The organism is uncultured Apibacter sp., assembly GCF_946479295.1.
Lineage (GTDB): Bacteria > Bacteroidota > Bacteroidia > Flavobacteriales > Weeksellaceae > Apibacter.
This window is the reverse complement of sequence record NZ_CAMLFD010000010.1, coordinates 69,872-88,168: the sequence shown is the minus strand read 5'-3', so window position 1 is coordinate 88,168 and position 18,297 is coordinate 69,872. Positions and strand designations below refer to the sequence as shown.

General features: G+C 30.8%; 25 protein-coding genes and 1 pseudogene. 24 read left to right on the top strand and 2 right to left on the bottom strand.

The window, feature by feature from the left end; genetic code table 11:
* The 19 genes and pseudogenes from Q0T35_RS07680 to Q0T35_RS07590 form a co-directional block, all read left to right on the top strand.
* A pseudogene (locus tag Q0T35_RS07680) lies at window positions 1–525 on the top strand (hypothetical protein); the annotation flags it as partial.
* A gap of 21 nt (window positions 526–546) precedes the next feature.
* Window positions 547–1,614, top strand: coding sequence for a hypothetical protein (locus Q0T35_RS07675; RefSeq protein ID WP_295841698.1), 1,068 nt, complete (start codon window positions 547–549; stop codon window positions 1,612–1,614).
* Between the two features lie 233 nt (window positions 1,615–1,847).
* Window positions 1,848–3,338 (top strand): zincin-like metallopeptidase toxin domain-containing protein, encoded by a 1,491-nt coding sequence (locus tag Q0T35_RS07670; RefSeq protein WP_295841691.1) that lies wholly within the window; start codon window positions 1,848–1,850, stop codon window positions 3,336–3,338.
* 11 nt (window positions 3,339–3,349) lie between these two features.
* Window positions 3,350–3,697: a hypothetical protein gene (locus tag Q0T35_RS07665; RefSeq protein WP_105246236.1), complete on the top strand. Its 348-nt coding sequence runs from the start codon at window positions 3,350–3,352 to the stop codon at window positions 3,695–3,697.
* A gap of 146 nt (window positions 3,698–3,843) precedes the next feature.
* On the top strand, window positions 3,844–4,344 hold the full coding sequence (locus Q0T35_RS07660; RefSeq protein WP_295841684.1) for a cysteine peptidase family C39 domain-containing protein: 501 nt from the start codon (window positions 3,844–3,846) through the stop codon (window positions 4,342–4,344).
* Between the two features lie 11 nt (window positions 4,345–4,355).
* Complete coding sequence (locus Q0T35_RS07655) at window positions 4,356–4,769, top strand: hypothetical protein (protein WP_295841682.1); 414 nt, start codon at window positions 4,356–4,358, stop codon at window positions 4,767–4,769.
* A 181-nt stretch (window positions 4,770–4,950) separates the two neighbouring features.
* Window positions 4,951–5,430: a cysteine peptidase family C39 domain-containing protein gene (locus Q0T35_RS07650; RefSeq protein ID WP_295841680.1), complete on the top strand. Its 480-nt coding sequence runs from the start codon at window positions 4,951–4,953 to the stop codon at window positions 5,428–5,430.
* Between the two features lie 24 nt (window positions 5,431–5,454).
* A complete protein-coding gene (locus tag Q0T35_RS07645; protein ID WP_295841678.1) occupies window positions 5,455–5,910 on the top strand; it encodes a hypothetical protein in 456 nt (151 codons plus the stop codon).
* Between the two features lie 280 nt (window positions 5,911–6,190).
* A complete protein-coding gene (locus Q0T35_RS07640) occupies window positions 6,191–6,433 on the top strand; it encodes a hypothetical protein (protein ID WP_295841676.1) in 243 nt (80 codons plus the stop codon).
* Between the two features lie 242 nt (window positions 6,434–6,675).
* Window positions 6,676–6,933: a hypothetical protein gene (locus tag Q0T35_RS07635; RefSeq protein ID WP_295841674.1), complete on the top strand. Its 258-nt coding sequence runs from the start codon at window positions 6,676–6,678 to the stop codon at window positions 6,931–6,933.
* Window positions 6,934–6,957: 24 nt separating this feature from the next.
* Window positions 6,958–7,182: a YwqJ-related putative deaminase gene (locus Q0T35_RS07630; RefSeq protein WP_295841671.1), complete on the top strand. Its 225-nt coding sequence runs from the start codon at window positions 6,958–6,960 to the stop codon at window positions 7,180–7,182.
* Window positions 7,183–7,191: 9 nt separating this feature from the next.
* On the top strand, window positions 7,192–7,644 hold the full coding sequence (locus Q0T35_RS07625) for a hypothetical protein (RefSeq protein ID WP_295841668.1): 453 nt from the start codon (window positions 7,192–7,194) through the stop codon (window positions 7,642–7,644).
* Between the two features lie 113 nt (window positions 7,645–7,757).
* The gene (locus Q0T35_RS07620) at window positions 7,758–7,949 is read left to right on the top strand and encodes a hypothetical protein (RefSeq protein WP_295841666.1); all 192 of its coding nucleotides are present in this window, start codon (window positions 7,758–7,760) and stop codon (window positions 7,947–7,949) included.
* Between the two features lie 248 nt (window positions 7,950–8,197).
* On the top strand, window positions 8,198–8,725 hold the full coding sequence (locus Q0T35_RS07615; protein WP_295841664.1) for an endonuclease V: 528 nt from the start codon (window positions 8,198–8,200) through the stop codon (window positions 8,723–8,725).
* Window positions 8,726–8,910: 185 nt separating this feature from the next.
* Window positions 8,911–9,078 (top strand): hypothetical protein, encoded by a 168-nt coding sequence (locus Q0T35_RS07610; protein ID WP_295811874.1) that lies wholly within the window; start codon window positions 8,911–8,913, stop codon window positions 9,076–9,078.
* A gap of 221 nt (window positions 9,079–9,299) precedes the next feature.
* A complete protein-coding gene (locus Q0T35_RS07605; RefSeq protein WP_295841662.1) occupies window positions 9,300–9,872 on the top strand; it encodes an RNA 2'-phosphotransferase in 573 nt (190 codons plus the stop codon).
* Between the two features lie 538 nt (window positions 9,873–10,410).
* Complete coding sequence (locus Q0T35_RS07600; RefSeq protein WP_295841661.1) at window positions 10,411–10,686, top strand: hypothetical protein; 276 nt, start codon at window positions 10,411–10,413, stop codon at window positions 10,684–10,686.
* Window positions 10,687–10,694: 8 nt separating this feature from the next.
* The gene (locus Q0T35_RS07595) at window positions 10,695–10,925 is read left to right on the top strand and encodes a hypothetical protein (RefSeq protein WP_295841659.1); all 231 of its coding nucleotides are present in this window, start codon (window positions 10,695–10,697) and stop codon (window positions 10,923–10,925) included.
* A gap of 242 nt (window positions 10,926–11,167) precedes the next feature.
* Window positions 11,168–11,353 (top strand): hypothetical protein, encoded by a 186-nt coding sequence (locus Q0T35_RS07590; protein ID WP_295841657.1) that lies wholly within the window; start codon window positions 11,168–11,170, stop codon window positions 11,351–11,353.
* Window positions 11,354–11,991: 638 nt separating this feature from the next.
* Here Q0T35_RS07590 and Q0T35_RS07585 read toward each other — a convergent pair.
* Window positions 11,992–12,432 carry a hypothetical protein gene (locus tag Q0T35_RS07585; RefSeq protein WP_293919101.1) on the bottom strand — a complete coding sequence of 147 codons (441 nt, stop codon included), beginning with the start codon at window positions 12,430–12,432 and terminating at the stop codon, window positions 11,992–11,994.
* 111 nt (window positions 12,433–12,543) lie between these two features.
* Between Q0T35_RS07585 and greA the strand changes: the two genes are divergently transcribed.
* The 4 genes from greA (at window position 12,544) to Q0T35_RS07565 (ending at window position 17,144) form a co-directional block, all read left to right on the top strand.
* Window positions 12,544–13,014: a transcription elongation factor GreA gene (gene greA / locus Q0T35_RS07580; protein ID WP_293919100.1), complete on the top strand. Its 471-nt coding sequence runs from the start codon at window positions 12,544–12,546 to the stop codon at window positions 13,012–13,014.
* Between the two features lie 18 nt (window positions 13,015–13,032).
* Window positions 13,033–13,422: an HIT family protein gene (locus tag Q0T35_RS07575; protein WP_295841656.1), complete on the top strand. Its 390-nt coding sequence runs from the start codon at window positions 13,033–13,035 to the stop codon at window positions 13,420–13,422.
* A 68-nt stretch (window positions 13,423–13,490) separates the two neighbouring features.
* Window positions 13,491–14,150: an ATP-dependent Clp endopeptidase proteolytic subunit ClpP gene (gene clpP / locus Q0T35_RS07570; protein ID WP_295841655.1), complete on the top strand. Its 660-nt coding sequence runs from the start codon at window positions 13,491–13,493 to the stop codon at window positions 14,148–14,150.
* A gap of 108 nt (window positions 14,151–14,258) precedes the next feature.
* Window positions 14,259–17,144, top strand: coding sequence for a DUF5686 family protein (locus Q0T35_RS07565; protein ID WP_295841653.1), 2,886 nt, complete (start codon window positions 14,259–14,261; stop codon window positions 17,142–17,144).
* 73 nt (window positions 17,145–17,217) lie between these two features.
* On the opposite strand, the gene Q0T35_RS07560 is transcribed toward Q0T35_RS07565, so the two are convergent.
* A complete protein-coding gene (locus Q0T35_RS07560) occupies window positions 17,218–17,820 on the bottom strand; it encodes an NUDIX domain-containing protein (protein ID WP_295841652.1) in 603 nt (200 codons plus the stop codon).
* A 29-nt stretch (window positions 17,821–17,849) separates the two neighbouring features.
* On the opposite strand from Q0T35_RS07560, the gene Q0T35_RS07555 reads away from it, so the two are divergent.
* Window positions 17,850–18,242 (top strand): SRPBCC family protein, encoded by a 393-nt coding sequence (locus Q0T35_RS07555; protein ID WP_293919092.1) that lies wholly within the window; start codon window positions 17,850–17,852, stop codon window positions 18,240–18,242.
* Window positions 18,243–18,297 lie beyond the last annotated feature (55 nt).

Below are 18,297 nucleotides of genomic sequence, written 5' to 3'. Positions count from 1 at the left end.
TTTGAAAACGGAAATGCAGAGAAGCCGGTAAGTTTAGGGGCAATGTTCAACGGAGGAGGAAAATCCGGACATGGAGGGGCAGGAAATTATATCAAAGGATTGCAAACCCCTACCGGAAATAAGCTTCGGTTTAACGATAAAGATGGGAGTGCTTTGCTAACAGACAATGGAGGGGTAAATATGAAGTTTGATGGGGCGGGAAACTCCTCTATAGGAGCTGCTTCTACTCAAGCTATTACCGTAGGAGCTAAAGAAGGAAGCCCGGATGGAGAAGCTAAACTTCTTATGGATGCTGGAGGAAATATTACCTTGAAAGCGAATACCAATATTACTTTAGAAGTGGGCAGTAATATAATTTCAATTAATAATGACGGAACTATAACAATTAATGGAGATAAAATTCTATCAACTGCCAAAACCGGATTTGGTGTTAACGGGGGAAATGCCGTTTTAATAGCTTCCAAAGCCAATCATATTACCGGGGGACCTACTAAATTGGACGGAGGAGATGTATTTGTTAATTAATCATATAACGAATAAAATATTATGACAGTACAAATAAAAAAACCGTTTAATGAACAATATACGCTCATTATAGATTCGGATATGCAGGCGGTAGACATGCACATTACTACAACTACACAGATGCGTTGGGATTTTACGGTAATAAAGGTTGCAGATCATTCATTGGAAATTCGCCTAGTTTTACTAGATCATATTTTATTAGAGACTAATAATCCTATGGTAAAAGAAGTTTCCCAGGTTTCTCAGGTCTTCTCACGCATGTATAATGAACTGCATGTAACAATAGACAAAAAAGGGATGATAAGACAGATACATAATCTGGATGTAATACAGCAAAAGTGGGAACAAACTAAGAAAGAATTACTGAAATCTGTAGAGCATACCCCCGATATTAAAGGTATTATTCAGATAAATGACGAATTATTTTCTACCCCTGATAAGATAAAGAAAGCAATACAAGCCAACGAATTTTTCACCACATATTTTTCTTATGTATATGGAAAAGAACTTCCTTATATAGAAAAAGGAATAGTTAAGCCTAATTTTTTTAATTCAGCCAATGTGCAGTGGGATATATCAATAACATCTGTTGATTCGCAACACATTTACTTAGAAATGAAGCCTTCATTTTTATTATCATCCGGATTTTATAACAAAGCTTATAGCCAATTTGCTGAAAAAATAGATATATCTAAACTGTTTACTCAAATGAAAGAAACAGGAAATTATCAAATAGAACCTGGAAGCGGACGACTGGCACAAGCAATTATCCATAGAAAAGAAAAAGCCGCTGCTAATCTTTATACAAAAGTATCCTATCACTTTATGAGTGAAGAAAAGTATAAAGAAAAATTGAAGAATCAATCTCCAAAATATACTGAAAAAAGTAAGGCAATACAAGATCATTTTCCTACCCAAAAAGAAAAAGAAGTGTATAAAGAAATAAATGGAAAAAAATATACGAAAGAGCAATGGGAAATTTATGAAAGCAAACAATGGGAAATTTATGCAAAAAAGCATAATATCTCGGTTTCTGATGACAAGAATCAGAAAAATTTTCCGTCCAGCAGATTTCTGGTAGATGATTAACTATAATTGAAGCAATGCAAATAGGGAGAATTACCATACATTTTATAAAAAATAAGACTTTTATAGACTCTCATGTCGTATGTCATACACTAGCCATGCAGAAAATAACCCCCGATAAACAAAATGAGTATATAGAGATAAAAACCTGGGGAATACAGTGTCTAAAGTATGATACCAGAATGCGAATATATTTTCTCAAACGAAAACAGGTTCTACTAAAAGCATAATAAATCATGGGAAATAAAATAATAACAGAAAAAGACTTTTGGATATGCACCCAGGGGAATGTACCGGCACAATTGCAGGGAACTCGTGAGGGAAGCAAAAAAAAATCCGGAGAAAAATATATAACGGTTGAAGACAAAGCAACCAGCAGCTGGATAGACTTCGGTTGTAAAAAGTATATGTTATTGATGGCTATAGTAGCTGCCGTTTTAGTGGTAGGAGCTGTGGTTATAGGGGTGGTTACCGTGGCTACCGGAGGGGCTGCCCTTATCGCAATAGGCGCACTGGCAGGATTAGGAGGGGCAACCATTGGTGCAGTAATGGGAGGTTTACTTTGCGGTCAGAAAATGGGAGGTCGAAGAAAATGGCTGGGAAGTAAAAAAGATTTGATTATTCAGGGTTCTCCCGGAATTACCGGTGGGCATCAGATGAAATGCAAAGCCGGAGGAGTCATAACCTTTGCACCGCATATCAAGAATTGGTCTCAGGCAATAAGCTTAGGTGTGGCTAATTACATTGGCGGATTAATGGAAGGAATGATGGGAGGTGCTGTCGTAGGAATGGGAGGTGCTGCCCTGAGCGGAGGTGCCAGTGCTTTTGTTTCTGCCGGATGGAAAGGATTGGGACGTGCTGCCCTGAATTTTGGAAAATCTATTCCTACTAATTTAAAGGTAAATTTTATAGAAAGTTTTAGTAAATTTGGATTAGGATTGCGGGGAGTTATGGGAGTGCAAAATACAGCTGCTACCTACGGAAATACAGGAGAAGCCAGCGTTACCGATTTTGCCAAAGGAACCGTAGGTTTGGAAACCGGTGCTTACGGCTCGGTTAAAAATATTGTAACCGGACAGGGTACCTGGCAAGATTGGGCAGGAATGGCTATGATGATAGCTCCGGTAGGACAAGGAAAAAGGGAACTGGAAGATTCGTTGTTTAATAAAGAAAAAGAAGCAAAAGCTAAAGACACTGAAACCACCAAAGACGGAGATAATGAAACCGCAAAAGTAAAAAGCCAGGAGGGAGAAGCCCCTGCCCAAACCAGAGAGGCAGAAGCGTTTGAAGGTGATTCCATGAAAAGGGAAGCCAGATATAATGCAGAAGGCGAAAGAATGATGACTTCGCGTGAATTTAAAGATTTTAGAAAGAAAATGGCTGATTTGGGAATAAAAATAGAACTAGATACAAAAGGTAAAATATTAGGAGATAAACATGTAGCTGGATTTGATTCTAGTAAAAAAACTTTGTATTTAAAGAAACCACCTAAAACTTATGATGCCATGCACGAAGGATTTCATGCCGAACAATGGTCTAAATTAGGAGATGAAGCTTATAATAAGCAAACAAGATTGGAAAAAGAAACGTATGTTTATGAGCAATTGATGAAAAATAAAGAGATTTTAACTCCTCAACAAATTAATCATGCAGAAGCTTATATTTATTATGTAGAGAACGGTTATTGGCCTTATTTTAATAAGAAAATTAATTTATATGAATTTTAAAATTTTTTGTAATGAAATTGAAAAAAGAAACAGTTTTACAGATTGTTAAAGATTATCAAGATAGATACCCGAATATTAAAGGAAATGGAAATTTTAAGATTCAATCATTCTTAGCAAAAAAAGATAATCAAAAAAATAATATATGGTTTGTTACTGAAGATAATGAACTATTTGGTGAAATACATGAATTTATATATGTTATTTCGGATGAAAAAGGAGAAGTAGAATATACAATGAATGAATTGGGAACTAAAAATCCACATATTCCAGAATCGGACGAAACATGGGATAAATTTACCGATGAAGATATAGAACGGATGAATAATGGAGAATGGGATGATAAATGGGATAATTACTAAAATACTATTATTATAAAAAGCAGAACTTATTCTGCTTTTTTATTTAAGATGCCTAGTCCTCCAAAAACAGAGATAGTGAAACTGCAAAGGTAAAAAGCCAGGAGGGAGAAGCTCCTGCCCAAAGCAGAGATGCAGAGGCGTTTGAAATGGGAAAAGATGCTTATGTAGACCCATATTTTGATAAGGGAAAAGTCAATGTAGAAACACAAAAAACACTTGAAGGGCAATTTACGGATTATGACTGTACTGCTACGACATTGGATATGATTCTTAAAGATATGGGATATAGCAATATTGAAAGAATAGACTTAATTCATGCCTTAGAACAAAATTTTGGAAGTGGTGTGGATATGTTAAATATACCAAAAGCTATTGAAAATTTAGGTTTAGATATTACTACTACATCTGGTAAAGTATCATATGAACAGTTAAAAACAGGTCTAGAAAATGGAAATTTAGCTATAGTTAGTGTAAATGATGGACAAGGTGCACATTCAGTTATTATTGATAGAATTGAAAATGGACAAGTAACTGTTAGAGATCCTCTTCCAATAAATGGAGGCTCTTCATATACAATTCCTGAAAATACATTTCAAGATGCGTGGGGAAGATTTGAAAATCAAACAGGTAAAGTTGTCATATTTTAAAAATAAACATTATGTATAAAATAGCTATTTATAAAGACGTAAAAGATCAATTAGATATTAATGTACTAAAAGAAATAAACTCTAATCAATTATATGATTTAGGACAAGCGCAAACAATATCAAAAGAAATTAGAAAAAAGGGGGGGGTTTCTTGGATATATGATAATAAATATGATAAAGTTAATATCTCTTATCAAGAAGCTGAGCATAAAGTATTTAATTTCATAGAGAATAAGGGAAATTATTCAAAAACAATTTTAAAAGGGCTTGATACACCTATTTATTATTGTTTTAAAGTTGAAAACTATTTATTAGATATTGAACCAAATTTTGAATTCTTTTATATTGATAAATTAGATGGTCATTTTTTAACTATGAATGAGGTAAAAGATTATCAATTAGTAATTAATAAGATTTTTAGTTAATGTATTAAAATATAAGATAAAATTTTAATATAATAATAATTAAGGAAGAGGATTAAATACTCTCTTTTTTAACTTTAATCTAGACATTGAAACCACCAAAGACGGAGATAGTGAAACTGCAAAAGTAAAAAGCCAGGAGGGAGAAGCTCCTGCCCCAAGCAGAGATGCTGAAGCGTTTGAAATGGGTAAGAATTTAGATACAGATTTGTATTTTGATGGAGAGAAAGTTGAAACTTCTAAAACCCAACAAGGACAATTAGGCCCAGCTGATTGTGCTATAACATCTTTAGATATTTTATTAAAGGATCTTGGAATAGAAAAACCTATCTCAGAAATTGCAGAAGCTATGAATTATGATCCTTTTCAAGGATCTAACATTTTTAATATTCCTGAAGCATTAAATAAAATGGGAATAGAAAATATAGAGGCAAATAAATCGGCTATGACTATTGATCAATTAGAAAGTGCTCTATCTGATGGTAGGTCTGCTATAGTTAGTGTTAATAATGGTAATGGTGGACATGCTATTATTGTTGATGGAATAAACAATGGACAAGTAACTATTAGAGATCCTTTACCAATAGGTAAGGGTTCAAGTTATACTATTTCTACATCTGAATTTGAGACAGCATGGGGCGTTTTAATGGACAAGGTAAAGTAGTAATTTTAACAAACAAATAAAATGATGAAAAAATTATATGATATATTTTTAAAAAAAGCTTTAGATAAAGATCCTCAAATATTAAATGAAAATAATAATATAAATTGGTGGAAAAATAAAGGGTTTATTGGATTAAATTTGGATTTAAAAAAAATCAGAGATTTAAAAAAAATATTTATACAAAATAAAATTCAAATATTAATTGCTCCCATTAATTATAGAGATAGTAAAAATATATCCTATACAGATGCTCAAAGAATAGCTAATAAAGAATTTTTTAAAACAAAATTAGAATTTGGAGAAAATAGATTTGGAGAAATAAAAGATGGTATAGAATCTCCCATTTGGTATCCTTTTTTAGCAGATGATTATATATTACAAGAAGAAGGATATACTCCTGGATACTGGGGTTGTTATATAGATAAATTATCTGGTGAAATTTTAGATAAAAAAACAATTATGTTTTATGAATTTTTATAAAATAGAAGCAATCAACTCACTTAAAAATAAATAACTTTAAATATTGATTTGAAGTAATTCTATTTTCTTGATAATACCAAATAAATAAAGTAGGTGTATAATTAGGTCAACTGGAAAAGATGAACTTAATAATATAAATGAAATTGACAGATAATCAAGTAATTGAAATCTTTGAAATAAATTAGTTTTACATAAGCTTATATCTTATATATGTAGAGAATGGTTATTAGCCTTATTTTAATAAGAAAACTAATTTATACGAATTTTAAAATTTTTTATAATGAAATTGAATAAAGAAACAGTTCTACAGATTGCTAAAGATTATCAAGATAGATATTCGAATATTAAAGGAAATGGAAATTTTAAGATTCAATCATTCTTAGCAAAAGAAGATAATCAAAAAAATAATATATGGTTTGTTACAGAAGATAATGAACTATTTGGTGAAATACATGAATTTATATATGTTATTTCGGATGAAAAAGGAGTAGTAGAATATATAATGAATGAATTGGGAACTTAAAATCCACATATTCCACAATCGGACGGAAAATGGGATAAATTTACCGATGAAGATATAGAATGGATTGATAAATGGGATAATTACTAAAATACTATTATTATAAAAAGCAGAACTTATTGTGCTTTTTTATTTAAGATGCCTAGTCCTCCAAAGACGGAGATAGTGAAACCGCAAAAGTAAAAAGCCAGGAGGGAGAAGCCCCTGCCCAAAGTAGAGATGCAGAGGCGTTTGAAGCAGAACCTGTGCCTAAAACTTTTAATGCACAAAAATTTATTGAAGAGGTTACTAAAAAAGCTGAGGAATTAATACAAAAAGCAAAAGATAAAGTTCCTTGTTTTAGTAATAAATCAAATGGTCCATGCCTATCAGGTATATATGATCTAACGACAGTGAAAACATTTTATGGACAAAATTTTTTTAAGAATGAAATGGGTAAAGATGGATATACTAATTTTGTAGAGGATGCACATCCAATTATAAAAGAAAGAATTAAGGCATAACAAAAACTAATTGATGAAGGTAAAATGCCTTTAGATATAGATACTAGGGCTGGAGCTCATGCAGAAGTAAGAGCTTTAGACGAGGCTATAAAAGCACGAGAACTAGAAACGGGTAAACCTATTACAGAAGCTGATTTAAATGATTTCAAATTACATAATAGGCATATGCCAAGTAATACACCTTTTCACAGATGCCCAAATTGTTCATATATTACAAACGGTGTAGAAACTGTAGGGGGACACAATTAAAATTAAATCATGAAGAAAAAAAATATAAAAGAATTATATACAAAAGGAGATATAGATACAAGTGAAACCATTTATTATTTAGATAAAGATCTGATCTATTCTTATTCAGGTTTAGTGATTGATGAAGACCAAGGAGTTGTTAATTGGGAATTTAAAGTTGTAGATGGAAAACAAAATGGAATAGAGAAAGTTTTTAATTCTAATGGGAATTTAGAACAAATATCTGAATATAAAAATAATTTACAATTTGGATTATCCAAAGAGTATGATGAAGATGGAAATTTAACCTCTGTTGCTGTAGTATGGAATAATGGTTATCTTAAAACAATTTATATTGTAAATAATAAAATTGCAGAAATAGAGATAGATGAGAAACGAATTTCAAATCTAAGTTTACCCGATAGAATCAAATATTTGCTTTTATTAAATAATGAAGATTTAATTTGTTATAAATTTGAATAAATATTTGCTGTTTTCTAATTATGATTGTTATTATTTTAAACCTAAAATACAATACCTTCATTGCGGCATTTTAACAGATGGTATTAACACTCATGGTCATAATTAAATATATAATGGAAAAATATTTTAAAGAGCTTTATTTAAAAGATGATCCTATTTCAGGAGAATCGGATTATTATATAGATAATAATTTAACTATACCTTATAATAGTACTGTTATAGATAAAGATGGAGATATTATTATTTGGAAATTTGAGGTAAGAAATGGAAAAAAAACAGGTTTAGAATATATTTATTATTCATAATGGAAAAATAGAGCAAATTAATGAATGTAGAGGAAATGTAACTTTTGGAGTTTCCAAAGAATTTGAGGAGAAAGGTAACTTAAGATCAGTAAATATTGTATGGAATAATGATTATTTAAAAATATCCATATAAATAACAATAAAATTGAAAAAATAGACAATCATAAACCAATAATAAATCGATTACCCGAAAAAATTTCTTATCTTTTCACCTTATCCAATGAAGAATTAATTAATTATAAATTCGAATGAAATTAGCTATTGATGTATATTATTGTGAGAACCAAGCCAAAACCGTAGGAATACTTTTCAAAGATTGGAGAAGTGAAAAAGAAGAGCAAATACTAGTTTCATATTCTCATGAAATATTACCCTATGAACCAGGTAATTTTTATAAACGAGAATTGCCTTGTATTATAGATCTTTTAAATAATATTGATTTAAATCGTATTAAAGAAATAATTATAGATGGATATGTTTATCTGGATGATAAAGGAAAACCTGGTTTAGGATATTATTTATATGAGTACTTATTACAAGAAAAACCAGTTATAGGAGTTGCAAAAAATGCTTTCCATAAAAATTCAAATAATTATGTAAAAGAAATATATAGGGGAGAAAGTATAAAACCTTTATATGTAACTTCAGCAGGATTAGATTTAGAAATTTCTGCCAAAAACATTAGAAATATGTTCGGTAAATATAGAATACCCTATTTATTTAGTCTGTTAGATCAGGAAACGAAAAAAAATAAAAATAGCAAATCTTTGAAATAAGCTATTTTTATAGAAGTTTATATCTATATGTAGAATGGGATAATTACTAATACAACAAGCAAAATTTATTCTGTTTTTTTATTTAAGGCGTCTAGTCCTCCAAAGACGGAGATAGTGAAACTGCAAAGGTAAAAAGCCAGGAGGGAGAAGCTCCTGCCCAAAGCAGAGATGCAGAGGCGTTTGAAATGGGAAATGGTTTGGATAAATCTATTTTTGATGCTGGTGGAATGGAGTTAGCTGCTCACTCAGAAGTAAGAGTTTTAGACGAGGCTATAAAAGCACGAGAACTAGAAACCGGGAAACCTATTACAAAAGCTGATTTAAAGGATCTCGCAAAAAACTTTTTAGAATAAATCGATGAAAAGTTATTGATTGTTGCAGCAGTCGCCATTTAAATTTTGCTAGTCAATATTTTTGTAAAAATAATTTAGGAGTGTTTATTATTTGATTAATATTTTTGCATTTTATATGGTATATATGCTTGATAATTCTTAGTATATTTTTATAATATTAGAAATATACCTTGTATTACTTTTGATAAAAAGTAAAATTTAATAGTTCAGATATTAACCACATGAGTAAAAGATTAAATATTAAACGTACGAGTAAAGATTTAGAGAAGATTAGTAAATTTTTAAGCTATGTTTTAAGGCATAAACCAGAGTCTATTGGTATCACATTAGATAGTGATGGTTGGGTTGGAATAGATATGTTAATTCGGCAAGCGAAGAAACATCATCAGCAAATTTCTCAAGATTTAATTACACAAGTCGTTATAACTAGTGATAAAAAACGCTTTACTCTGTCCGAAGATGGTTTAAAAATTCGTGCAGCTCAAGGTCATTCGACTAATCAAGTTAACATAGTACATGTAGAAAAAATTCCACCTGAATATTTATATCATGGTACAGCAACCCGTTTTCTTGGTTCGATTATTCAACAAGGTTTGATTGCAGGCGAACGTCATTATGTTCATCTTTCAATTGATAAAAAAACAGCTGTAGCTGTTGGTAAACGTCATGGAAAACCAGTTGTATTAAGAGTTAGTGCTTTAACTATGTATCAACAAGGTATTAAGTTTTATTTAGCCGATAATGGCGTTTGGTTAACGGATAATGTACCAAACCAATTTTTAGAAGTTATTTAAATTTAAATCAGTATAACTGAAAAAATAATTCCTATTTATTGGTGTGAAAAGATTTAATTAAGATATTGCACACGTTTAGATTAATTAATTAACTAAATGAATGAAAGCATCTCTGTTAGCTAAAACCATTTTTTCCAATTGATACTAATGCAATTAATTTAACGCATTCTTTTCTCATTTTTTCGAACAGTTCCTATCTAAATGGTGGTTCGACATAATAATTTTCAAATATTACATGATAGAAATAATCGATATTAACAAGAATGGCGGTTATTGTATATTTATTTATCTAAGCTGTTTTACTGATTAAGTCGTTTACAGGCTTTAAATTTGATCTTAGTTTAGATGTGCAGTTCCCTTCTTTTTATTTTTTCCTAACAATATTCAGATTAATTAGGAGCCTAAAATGCAGTATATTATGGAAACGATTAGAAAAACAGAGCAAGCGTGTATTGATATTCGTCATCAAATTTGTTAATATCCTGAATTAGGTTATGAAGAACAGAATACCAGCGATTTAATTGTTAATAGATTGGCTGTGTGCGACGATGAAGTACATCTAGGTTTAGCAAAAACCGTTGTGGTTGGTGTTCTAAAAAATAATACTAGTGATAAAAATATTGGTATTAGAGCTAACATTGATTCACTACGTATTGTCGAAGCATCAGGAAAACCATGGAGCAGTCAAACCCACAGCGGTGGCTATGATAGTTATACCACTATTTGGCTGTGTGCAGCGAAATATCTTGCCGAAACACGTCACTTTGATAGCACATTGCATGTCATTTTCCAATCAGTTGAAGAGTTGTTATAGGTTGAAAAGTGACGGTTGATGATGGTTTATTTAAGCAATTTCCGTACGATATCATTTTCGGTATACACAATATTCCAGGTTTTAAAGAAGATCATTTCAATTTCAAAGCCGACGCACTTATGGCTTCATCCGATACTATCATGCAGAATGAGATAATTACAAAAAGTAGAATAAATTCTGCTTTTATATTTAAAACGCCTAGTCCTTCAAAGATTAAGAAAACGAAACCGCAAAGGTAAAAAGCTAGGAGAGGGAAGTCCCTGCCAAAGCAGAGAGGCAGAAGCATTTGAACATACTGGTGGAAAAAAACTTTTGATACTATAGCCGAAGATGGCTATAGAGGGGGCTTAACCATATAGAAGCAGGTGAAAGACCAATCGAGGAAGCTTTTTAAACACCTGAAAATATTGAAGCTGTAAGAGAGTATTTATCGAAAAACCAAATCTTTAAAAAGGGAGAGTTATGTAAAAATAATAAAACAATGATTGATCGATTGGAGGCTATACAAAGAAGAGAACGAGGAGCAACAGTTACACATAAGGCTTCCCATACTCATGAATTGAAAATATACGAAAATAAAAAAGTATATTTTTTATATGATGGAAATGTTATGATTATAGGTGAAAATCTAAATAACCGTAAAATAATTTTAAGGGATGGAGAATAAAATAACTAATAATTTTAATAATAAAAAAGATGAGTGAAAAACTCAATTCGAGCAAATTAAATTATTTTATAATAGTTATTTTTAAATATAATATCATTACAGACTTATGAAAATTTTGATCAGCTATTAAAATATTTACAGAAACAATTTAGTGTAGAAATATAGAAATAATAAAATGATGCCGAGATGAGAATAAGTTATTTAAACATAAATAATAAAGCATCTAAGCTTTATAATGATTCATATGGGAATACATTAAGTTGCTCAATAAATATAAGTTGCTCAATAAATAAATGAAAAAAATAGAAAAAAGAAAGATGTTTCTACCTGAAATATAGTAAGATAAGTTAATAAAATTAAAAATAATAATAAATAATATAAAAATATTTATTGATCTTTATTGCTTTTTCATAAATTTTAAACAATACAAATTACTTTTCCATACTTTTAATATAATGTATCCTTTAGCTATTAAAGTTTGAAAGTAATAATTTTCGAAAAATCATAAAAAAATAAGCATTAGTAGTTAGTTAACAAAATTTGAAAACAATTCACAGTTGCTCAGGCAATGTGCTTAATTTTTTATATAGCAAACCTATACGTTATACAACTTATATCTAAGCATATTATTGTGTAAATTAATAAGAAATTATAACTGTATTTCCTACAAGTTGCGCATTATATTCTTTAGCACTTCTGTCAGTTACCTCTAAAGGCTGATTGGTAGTTAGTATCCATTTGGCGCCGTCTTCCGGACAAAACAAATAAATATCATTTTTCACTTCCAATGTTGTATTAGCACCGGGGCAAATATGCGGAGGATTTCTATCGTAAGCTTTAAACTGATTAGGACTGATTCTAACCAAGATAAGTCCGTTGGTTCCTGTTAATGGACCACCTTCAATATAGGCATAGCCTCCAATACTTGCTAAATTTCTAAATTGAGGTAAATTGAGATCGGCAGAGAAACTTATAGAAGAATTAGGAAAACAACTAATTGTTTTGTTTCCATTTTCGCATTGTATAAAGATGAATAGATGTGAAATTAATAATATATAAAGAAATAATTTTTTAATCATAATAAATTTGCTAACTTTGCATATAGATAATCCGACTGAAAAGCATCGGGTTATTTTTTTTATATTTAATAATTACAACAATTACAACGCAAAATTACAAAAAATAGTATCATGAATTATGTAACGAAAGAAGGTTTAGATAAATTACGCAAAGAACTCGATCAGTTAGAGCAAGTAGAGAGACCTAAAATAACTCAGCAAATTGCTGAAGCTAGGGATAAGGGAGATTTATCGGAAAATGCAGAATACGACGCGGCTAAAGAAGCACAAGGTTTGCTGGAAATGCGTATTGCAAAGCTTAAAGATGTTATTTCTAACTCTAAAATTATAGATCAATCACAGGTAGATACCTCTAAGGTAGCCATATTATGCACCGTAAGAATTAAAAATGTAGCCAATAGTCAAGAGATGAAGTATACCTTGGTTCCGGATACGGAAACCGATTTAAAAGCGGGTAAAATTTCTGTAAATACTCCGATTGCTAAAGGTCTTTTAGGAAAAGAAGTAGGAGAGCTTGCCGAAATAAATTTACCTAACGGTAACCGTATTAACTTTGAAATTCTTGAAATTTCTTTGGATTAATATTTAAAATTACAACCTATGTCAAGTATATTTTCAAAAATAGTAGCGGGAGAAATACCCTGTTATAAGATCTCTGAAACCGAAACACATCTTGCTTTTTTAGATGCTTTTCCTGTGGTAAAAGGACATGTATTGGTTATTCCTAAAAAAGAAACCGATAAGCTGTTTGATTTGCCAAAAGAAGAATATGATGAATTAATGGATTTTACCTATACCATTGCTCAGGCAGTAGGAAAAGCTATTCCGTGCTTACGGGTTGGCATGTCAGTACAAGGATTGGAAGTACCTCATGTACATGTGCATTTAATTCCATTAAATTCCGTTGGGGATATGAATTTTGGAAATAAGCTGACACTTAGCCCGGAAGAATTTGTAGAAATAGCTGACAAAATAAAGTCTTATCTTTAGCTGTAGTGGTTTGGTATAATTTTAGTGAGAAAAAATAATAAAAAAATAGAAGTAAAAAGATAATAAATATGGATTTAGGAAAAGAGTTCCATAAGTATGCGGTAAAACATAAGGGAATTAATAGTTTGTTTGTTGATCAGTATGTAAATTCCATGACTCCTTATATAACAGAAGAACGAAAACTAAACGTTGCCCAAATGGATGTGTTCTCAAGATTAATGATGGACAGAATAATATTTTTGGGAACGGGAATTGATGATCAGATCGCTAATATAGTCACAGCACAGCTGCTATTCTTAGAAAGTACAGATGCTTCCAAAGATATTCAAATATATATAAATTCTCCTGGTGGAGGAGTATATGCAGGGTTAGGCATTTACGACACCATGCAAATAATAAAACCGGACGTAGCAACGATCTGTACTGGTATGGCAGCCTCTATGGGAGCTGTTTTATTAACCGCAGGAGCGGCAGGAAAGAGATCAGCATTAAAACATTCTCGAATTATGATTCACCAACCTTTAGGTGGAGCGCAAGGACAAGCGTCCGATATGGAAATTACCTTAAAGGAAATTTTAAAATTGAAAAAAGAACTCTATGAGATATTGGCAGAACATTCAGGACAAACTTTCGAAAAAATTGAAAAAGATTCCGATCGAGATTATTGGATGATTGCTTCTGAAGCTAAAAAATATGGTCTTATCGATGAAGTTCTTGAAAAACGGTAAAGTTTTTTGTTTTGTTAAGCGCCATAAACATATAATATAATATTTATACATATACTTTCGTTTGTTCGATATCTACAAACGAAAGTTTTTATTTTTAATTAACGTTCAATGAGTAATAAATTCCTTTTTTTATTTGCATTTTTATTTAGTTTATTTTTGAATGCACAGGTTAAAATTACCGGAGTAATTATCGATCAAGAGATACAACGCCCGATAAAAGGGGCTAAAGTATTTTTTCTTAAGGCTCCAGAAATCTCAACACTAACTAATGATACAGGATATTTTTTATTAGAGTCTCCCCAAAATTTTGATTCATTAGTTATTCAGGTCGAAACGTATAAGAAAAAAATTGTTCCAATAAGTAGCGATCAAAATTTAAATTTGATTATAAAATTTTCTAACGAAGATAAAATAGATTCGTCTATAATTACCCCGGATACAATCCGTACTGCCCCACAAATAAATCCGCAAACAAATAATAATCCAGAAGAAGATCAAAAAGTAAATTACGTTAGAGTAACTGGACAGCTTTTAGATGAAAAAACTGGACAGCCTATTCCTGATGCCGATATTTTTTTGAATAATACACAAGTATATTCATCTACTGACAGTAATGGTAATTTTGAATTAGAATCAAATAAATATATTGACAGTTTAGAAATAATCACAGATAAATATCCCATTAAATACATTCCCTTACAAAGAGGAGATAATTTAGGATTGATTGTAAATTTAACATCATTGGATAAAGGAACAGTAAGTAAAGAGAAACAAATAGATGAAGTGGTCGTTACTGGTTTTCCTAAAAAGCGTTTACCAAAAAAAGAAAATCCGGCCTATCGCATTTTGCGTGAGCTATGGAAAAGAAGAAGATCTAACGGACTTACCAATTTTAAGAATTATCAATATAAAGAATACGAAAAAATTGAATTCGATTTAAATAACGTCGATAGCGCTTTTATCAGCAAGAAAATCTTTAAAAAATTAAACATTTCTTCAAAAGACATAGATACTTTAGATATTTCAGGTAAAACCTATATTCCTCTGTTTCTTAACGAATCTCTTTCTGATATAGTAGGACAAAATACTCCGTCAAAACGAGAAAAAACTTTTCTTAGGGGAAATAAAGCATCGGGAATACCGAATAACGATATTGTAGCCAATACGGTTAAAAATTTGTATAAGGATGTTAACATTTATGATAACGTTTTAAATTTCTTTAACAAAGGTTTTACCAGCCCCGTATCAACGATAGGGTTCTCTGTCTATGATTATTTATTATCCGATACTGTTTCCATAGATGGTGTAGACTGCTACTATATAAAATACAGGCCTCGAAGACACAATGAGTTAACCTTCAAAGGTGACTTATATATCACAAAGGATACATATGCAGTAAAACAAGTTACATTGCAATCTACCTCAGGTATAAACGTAAACTTTGTGAAAGATATTTATATGGAATTAGATTACGACAATGTCAACGATTCAATCTTTATTCCTTTACGTAATTACACGGTATTGGACATGTCTCTAATTACTAAAAAAGAAGAAGGTAAAGGAATGTTTGCGAAAAGAACGCTTACATATAATGACTACAAATTCGATGAACCGCAAAATATCGTTGAAAAGCTTTTGGATCAGCAGTGGGAACCTATTTCCGAAGGAGCTTACAACAGAAAAGACGATTTTTGGGCTAATAATCGTCCCGACCGTTTAAATGAAGATGATAAAAAGGCCTATGCAATGGTTGAAAAGGTTTCTAGAACACGATTATTCCGAAATATTGTCGATGCAGTACAAATCCTTTCTTCAGGTTATGTGAATATAGGCAATGCCATCGATATAGGTAACCTTTATCAAACATTAGGATATAATGATGTGGAAGGAACTAGAATACGATTGGGGGCTAGAACCTTTTTCTCACCTAATGACATGTGGAGGGTAGAAGGATATACTGCATACGGTTTTAAAGACGATCAATTTAAATATGGATTTGAAGGTCGATTAATGTTAAATAAATTTAATCGATTGACTATGGGAGTAGGTACGAAAAGGGATATTACCCAATTGGGAACTTCCCTTACTGAAAATGAAGGTATTATGACTCGTTCATTCGCTTCTTCATCTATTATTTCCAGAGGAAGTAACAAATATTTAAGTTCCGTAAATCAAACCAATGCTTTTTTATCCATTGAACCTTGGAAAAATGTGCAATTAAGATTGGATGGAACTTATCAATATATAAAATCAGGTAATCCTTATAAATTTGATATCGGATATTACGATAAGCAAGGTAATATTAAAAAGGATTTATACGATTCTCATCTTACTTTCAGCATACAGGCAAGACCTGGAGCAAAATATTCTCGTTTTGGGTTGGATAGGTATGAACATACTACCTTATCTCCGACACTTATTTTAAAATATATTAAAGGATTAAAAGGTGTATTGGACGGAGATTTTGACTATGATAAAATTCAATTTCTGTACAACCATCCTATACTTTGGGGACCGATTGGTAAAACCGACGTTACTTTTGAATTCGGAAAATCATTTAATAAACTTCCTTTATCTTTATTAAGTGTCATTCCGGGAAATCAATCCTATGGAATTGTAAATAATACATTTTCTCTACTAGACTATTATGATTTTGTAACGGATGTTTATTCAGCTTTACATGTTGAGCATCATTTTAATGGAAGAATATTTTCTTATATACCTTTGTTGAAAAAGTTACAACTTAGAGAGGTCTTGATTTTTAGAGGAGCTTGGGGAGATATATCAGATGGATCTAAAAATATGAATGCTTCAAATATATACTATATAGCTCCGAGTAAAGATATTTACTATGAATATGGATTTGGAATCGAAAATATAGGTTTGGGTAATTTAAGAATTTTCAGGGTCGATTTTAACTGGAGAGGTAATTATCTAAATATGAGGGACGTAAATAAGTTTGGAGTTAAATTTGGAATGCAATTTGAATTCTAAGCAAAAAAATATAAGAAATAAAAAGGAGTAATATTTATTACTCCTTTTTTAATTTATAGGTATATCATTTGTCTCAAGATTCATCTAAAACATTTGTGGTCACCAATTCTTTGATATTAATATAAGTTTTCTTCATAAGCATAGGAATCTTTTTCATGGTAAACCACTGCGCTTTTTCAATTCCTTCATTTTTTTGCGGCTTAGGCTTTTCTTTGCCTTTGTATTCCATATTATACCATTTTACTATTTTCAGATAATATTTTTTTTCTGAAATGTAAACATGGTAGGTAGTTGTAATATATTTTTTAAGTTTCACGTTTGATAGTGAACATTCTTCCTCTACTTCACGAACGGCAGCCTTTTTAAATGTTTCATTTTTTTCAACATGTCCTTTAGGTAGATCCCATAGACCGTTTCTCTTTATAAATAAATAGTTGTCATTATTTTTTTTGACAAGACCTCCGGCGGCATAGACCGGGGTAGCTATTTTTTTTAATTTTTTCCAAACCTTTTTCTTCTCATCGGTAAAAATATGAACAGATTTTACCTGGGTATGGTACAAAATATCCAAGGCATATCTAAGAGTTTCCAAACTTTCATATGGAAGGTTAATTGCCTGTTTTCTTTTTCCTTTACCTATGGTAAGAAATCTTTCGTTTACAGAAATTTTGTACATTTGTAATTGTTTTTATCAAATGTACAAAAATGAATATTAAAGGAGAAAAAATACTGGTTAATAAATCGGCAGAAGAAATATATTCGTTAGCTTCTCAGCCTTCTGAATTTAAAAAATTCATGCCTGAAAACATTGATAAGTTTGAGGCAGATGAAGATGGTTTTGTTTTTGCATTAAAAGGAATGCCTGAAATAGCCTTGAAAATGAAAGAAAGAATTCCGTATTCCAAAATTGTACTAAGTTCAGCTAAAGAAACCTTAAATTTTGACTTAAGCCTTCTTCTTAATGAAGTATCAGAAAATTCAAGTGAAGTACAATTTACCTTCGATGGAAAATTTAATATGTTTATTTCAACTATGGTTGAAAAGCCATTAAAAAACTTTATTGAAGCTTTGACTGAAGGTGTAAGCAAAATTTCTTAATTAAAATAAAATTATTACAATAAAAAAAAGCTATTTTATATAAAATAGCTTTTTT

Excerpts from the sequence above, each read along its gene's own strand:
- Q0T35_RS07585 (WP_293919101.1), bottom strand. The coding sequence starts at position 12,432 with ATGATTAAAAAATTATTTCTTTATATATTATTAATTTCACATCTATTC.
- Q0T35_RS07650 (WP_295841680.1), top strand. The coding sequence starts at position 4,951 with ATGGGTAAGAATTTAGATACAGATTTGTATTTTGATGGAGAGAAAGTT.
- Q0T35_RS07660 (WP_295841684.1), top strand. The coding sequence starts at position 3,844 with ATGGGAAAAGATGCTTATGTAGACCCATATTTTGATAAGGGAAAAGTC.
- Q0T35_RS07610 (WP_295811874.1), top strand. The coding sequence starts at position 8,911 with ATGGGAAATGGTTTGGATAAATCTATTTTTGATGCTGGTGGAATGGAG.
- Q0T35_RS07665 (WP_105246236.1), top strand. The coding sequence starts at position 3,350 with ATGAAATTGAAAAAAGAAACAGTTTTACAGATTGTTAAAGATTATCAA.
- Q0T35_RS07670 (WP_295841691.1), top strand. The coding sequence starts at position 1,848 with ATGGGAAATAAAATAATAACAGAAAAAGACTTTTGGATATGCACCCAG.
- Q0T35_RS07620 (WP_295841666.1), top strand. The coding sequence starts at position 7,758 with ATGGAAAAATATTTTAAAGAGCTTTATTTAAAAGATGATCCTATTTCA.
- Q0T35_RS07605 (WP_295841662.1), top strand. The coding sequence starts at position 9,300 with ATGAGTAAAAGATTAAATATTAAACGTACGAGTAAAGATTTAGAGAAG.
- Q0T35_RS07615 (WP_295841664.1), top strand. The coding sequence starts at position 8,198 with ATGAAATTAGCTATTGATGTATATTATTGTGAGAACCAAGCCAAAACC.
- clpP (WP_295841655.1), top strand. The coding sequence starts at position 13,491 with ATGGATTTAGGAAAAGAGTTCCATAAGTATGCGGTAAAACATAAGGGA.
- Q0T35_RS07630 (WP_295841671.1), top strand. The coding sequence starts at position 6,958 with ATGCCTTTAGATATAGATACTAGGGCTGGAGCTCATGCAGAAGTAAGA.
- Q0T35_RS07590 (WP_295841657.1), top strand. The coding sequence starts at position 11,168 with ATGATTGATCGATTGGAGGCTATACAAAGAAGAGAACGAGGAGCAACA.
- Q0T35_RS07640 (WP_295841676.1), top strand. The coding sequence starts at position 6,191 with ATGAAATTGAATAAAGAAACAGTTCTACAGATTGCTAAAGATTATCAA.
- Q0T35_RS07555 (WP_293919092.1), top strand. The coding sequence starts at position 17,850 with ATGAATATTAAAGGAGAAAAAATACTGGTTAATAAATCGGCAGAAGAA.
- Q0T35_RS07560 (WP_295841652.1), bottom strand. The coding sequence starts at position 17,820 with ATGTACAAAATTTCTGTAAACGAAAGATTTCTTACCATAGGTAAAGGA.
- Q0T35_RS07565 (WP_295841653.1), top strand. The coding sequence starts at position 14,259 with ATGAGTAATAAATTCCTTTTTTTATTTGCATTTTTATTTAGTTTATTT.
- greA (WP_293919100.1), top strand. The coding sequence starts at position 12,544 with ATGAATTATGTAACGAAAGAAGGTTTAGATAAATTACGCAAAGAACTC.
- Q0T35_RS07645 (WP_295841678.1), top strand. The coding sequence starts at position 5,455 with ATGAAAAAATTATATGATATATTTTTAAAAAAAGCTTTAGATAAAGAT.
- Q0T35_RS07655 (WP_295841682.1), top strand. The coding sequence starts at position 4,356 with ATGTATAAAATAGCTATTTATAAAGACGTAAAAGATCAATTAGATATT.
- Q0T35_RS07575 (WP_295841656.1), top strand. The coding sequence starts at position 13,033 with ATGTCAAGTATATTTTCAAAAATAGTAGCGGGAGAAATACCCTGTTAT.
- Q0T35_RS07675 (WP_295841698.1), top strand. The coding sequence starts at position 547 with ATGACAGTACAAATAAAAAAACCGTTTAATGAACAATATACGCTCATT.
- Q0T35_RS07625 (WP_295841668.1), top strand. The coding sequence starts at position 7,192 with ATGAAGAAAAAAAATATAAAAGAATTATATACAAAAGGAGATATAGAT.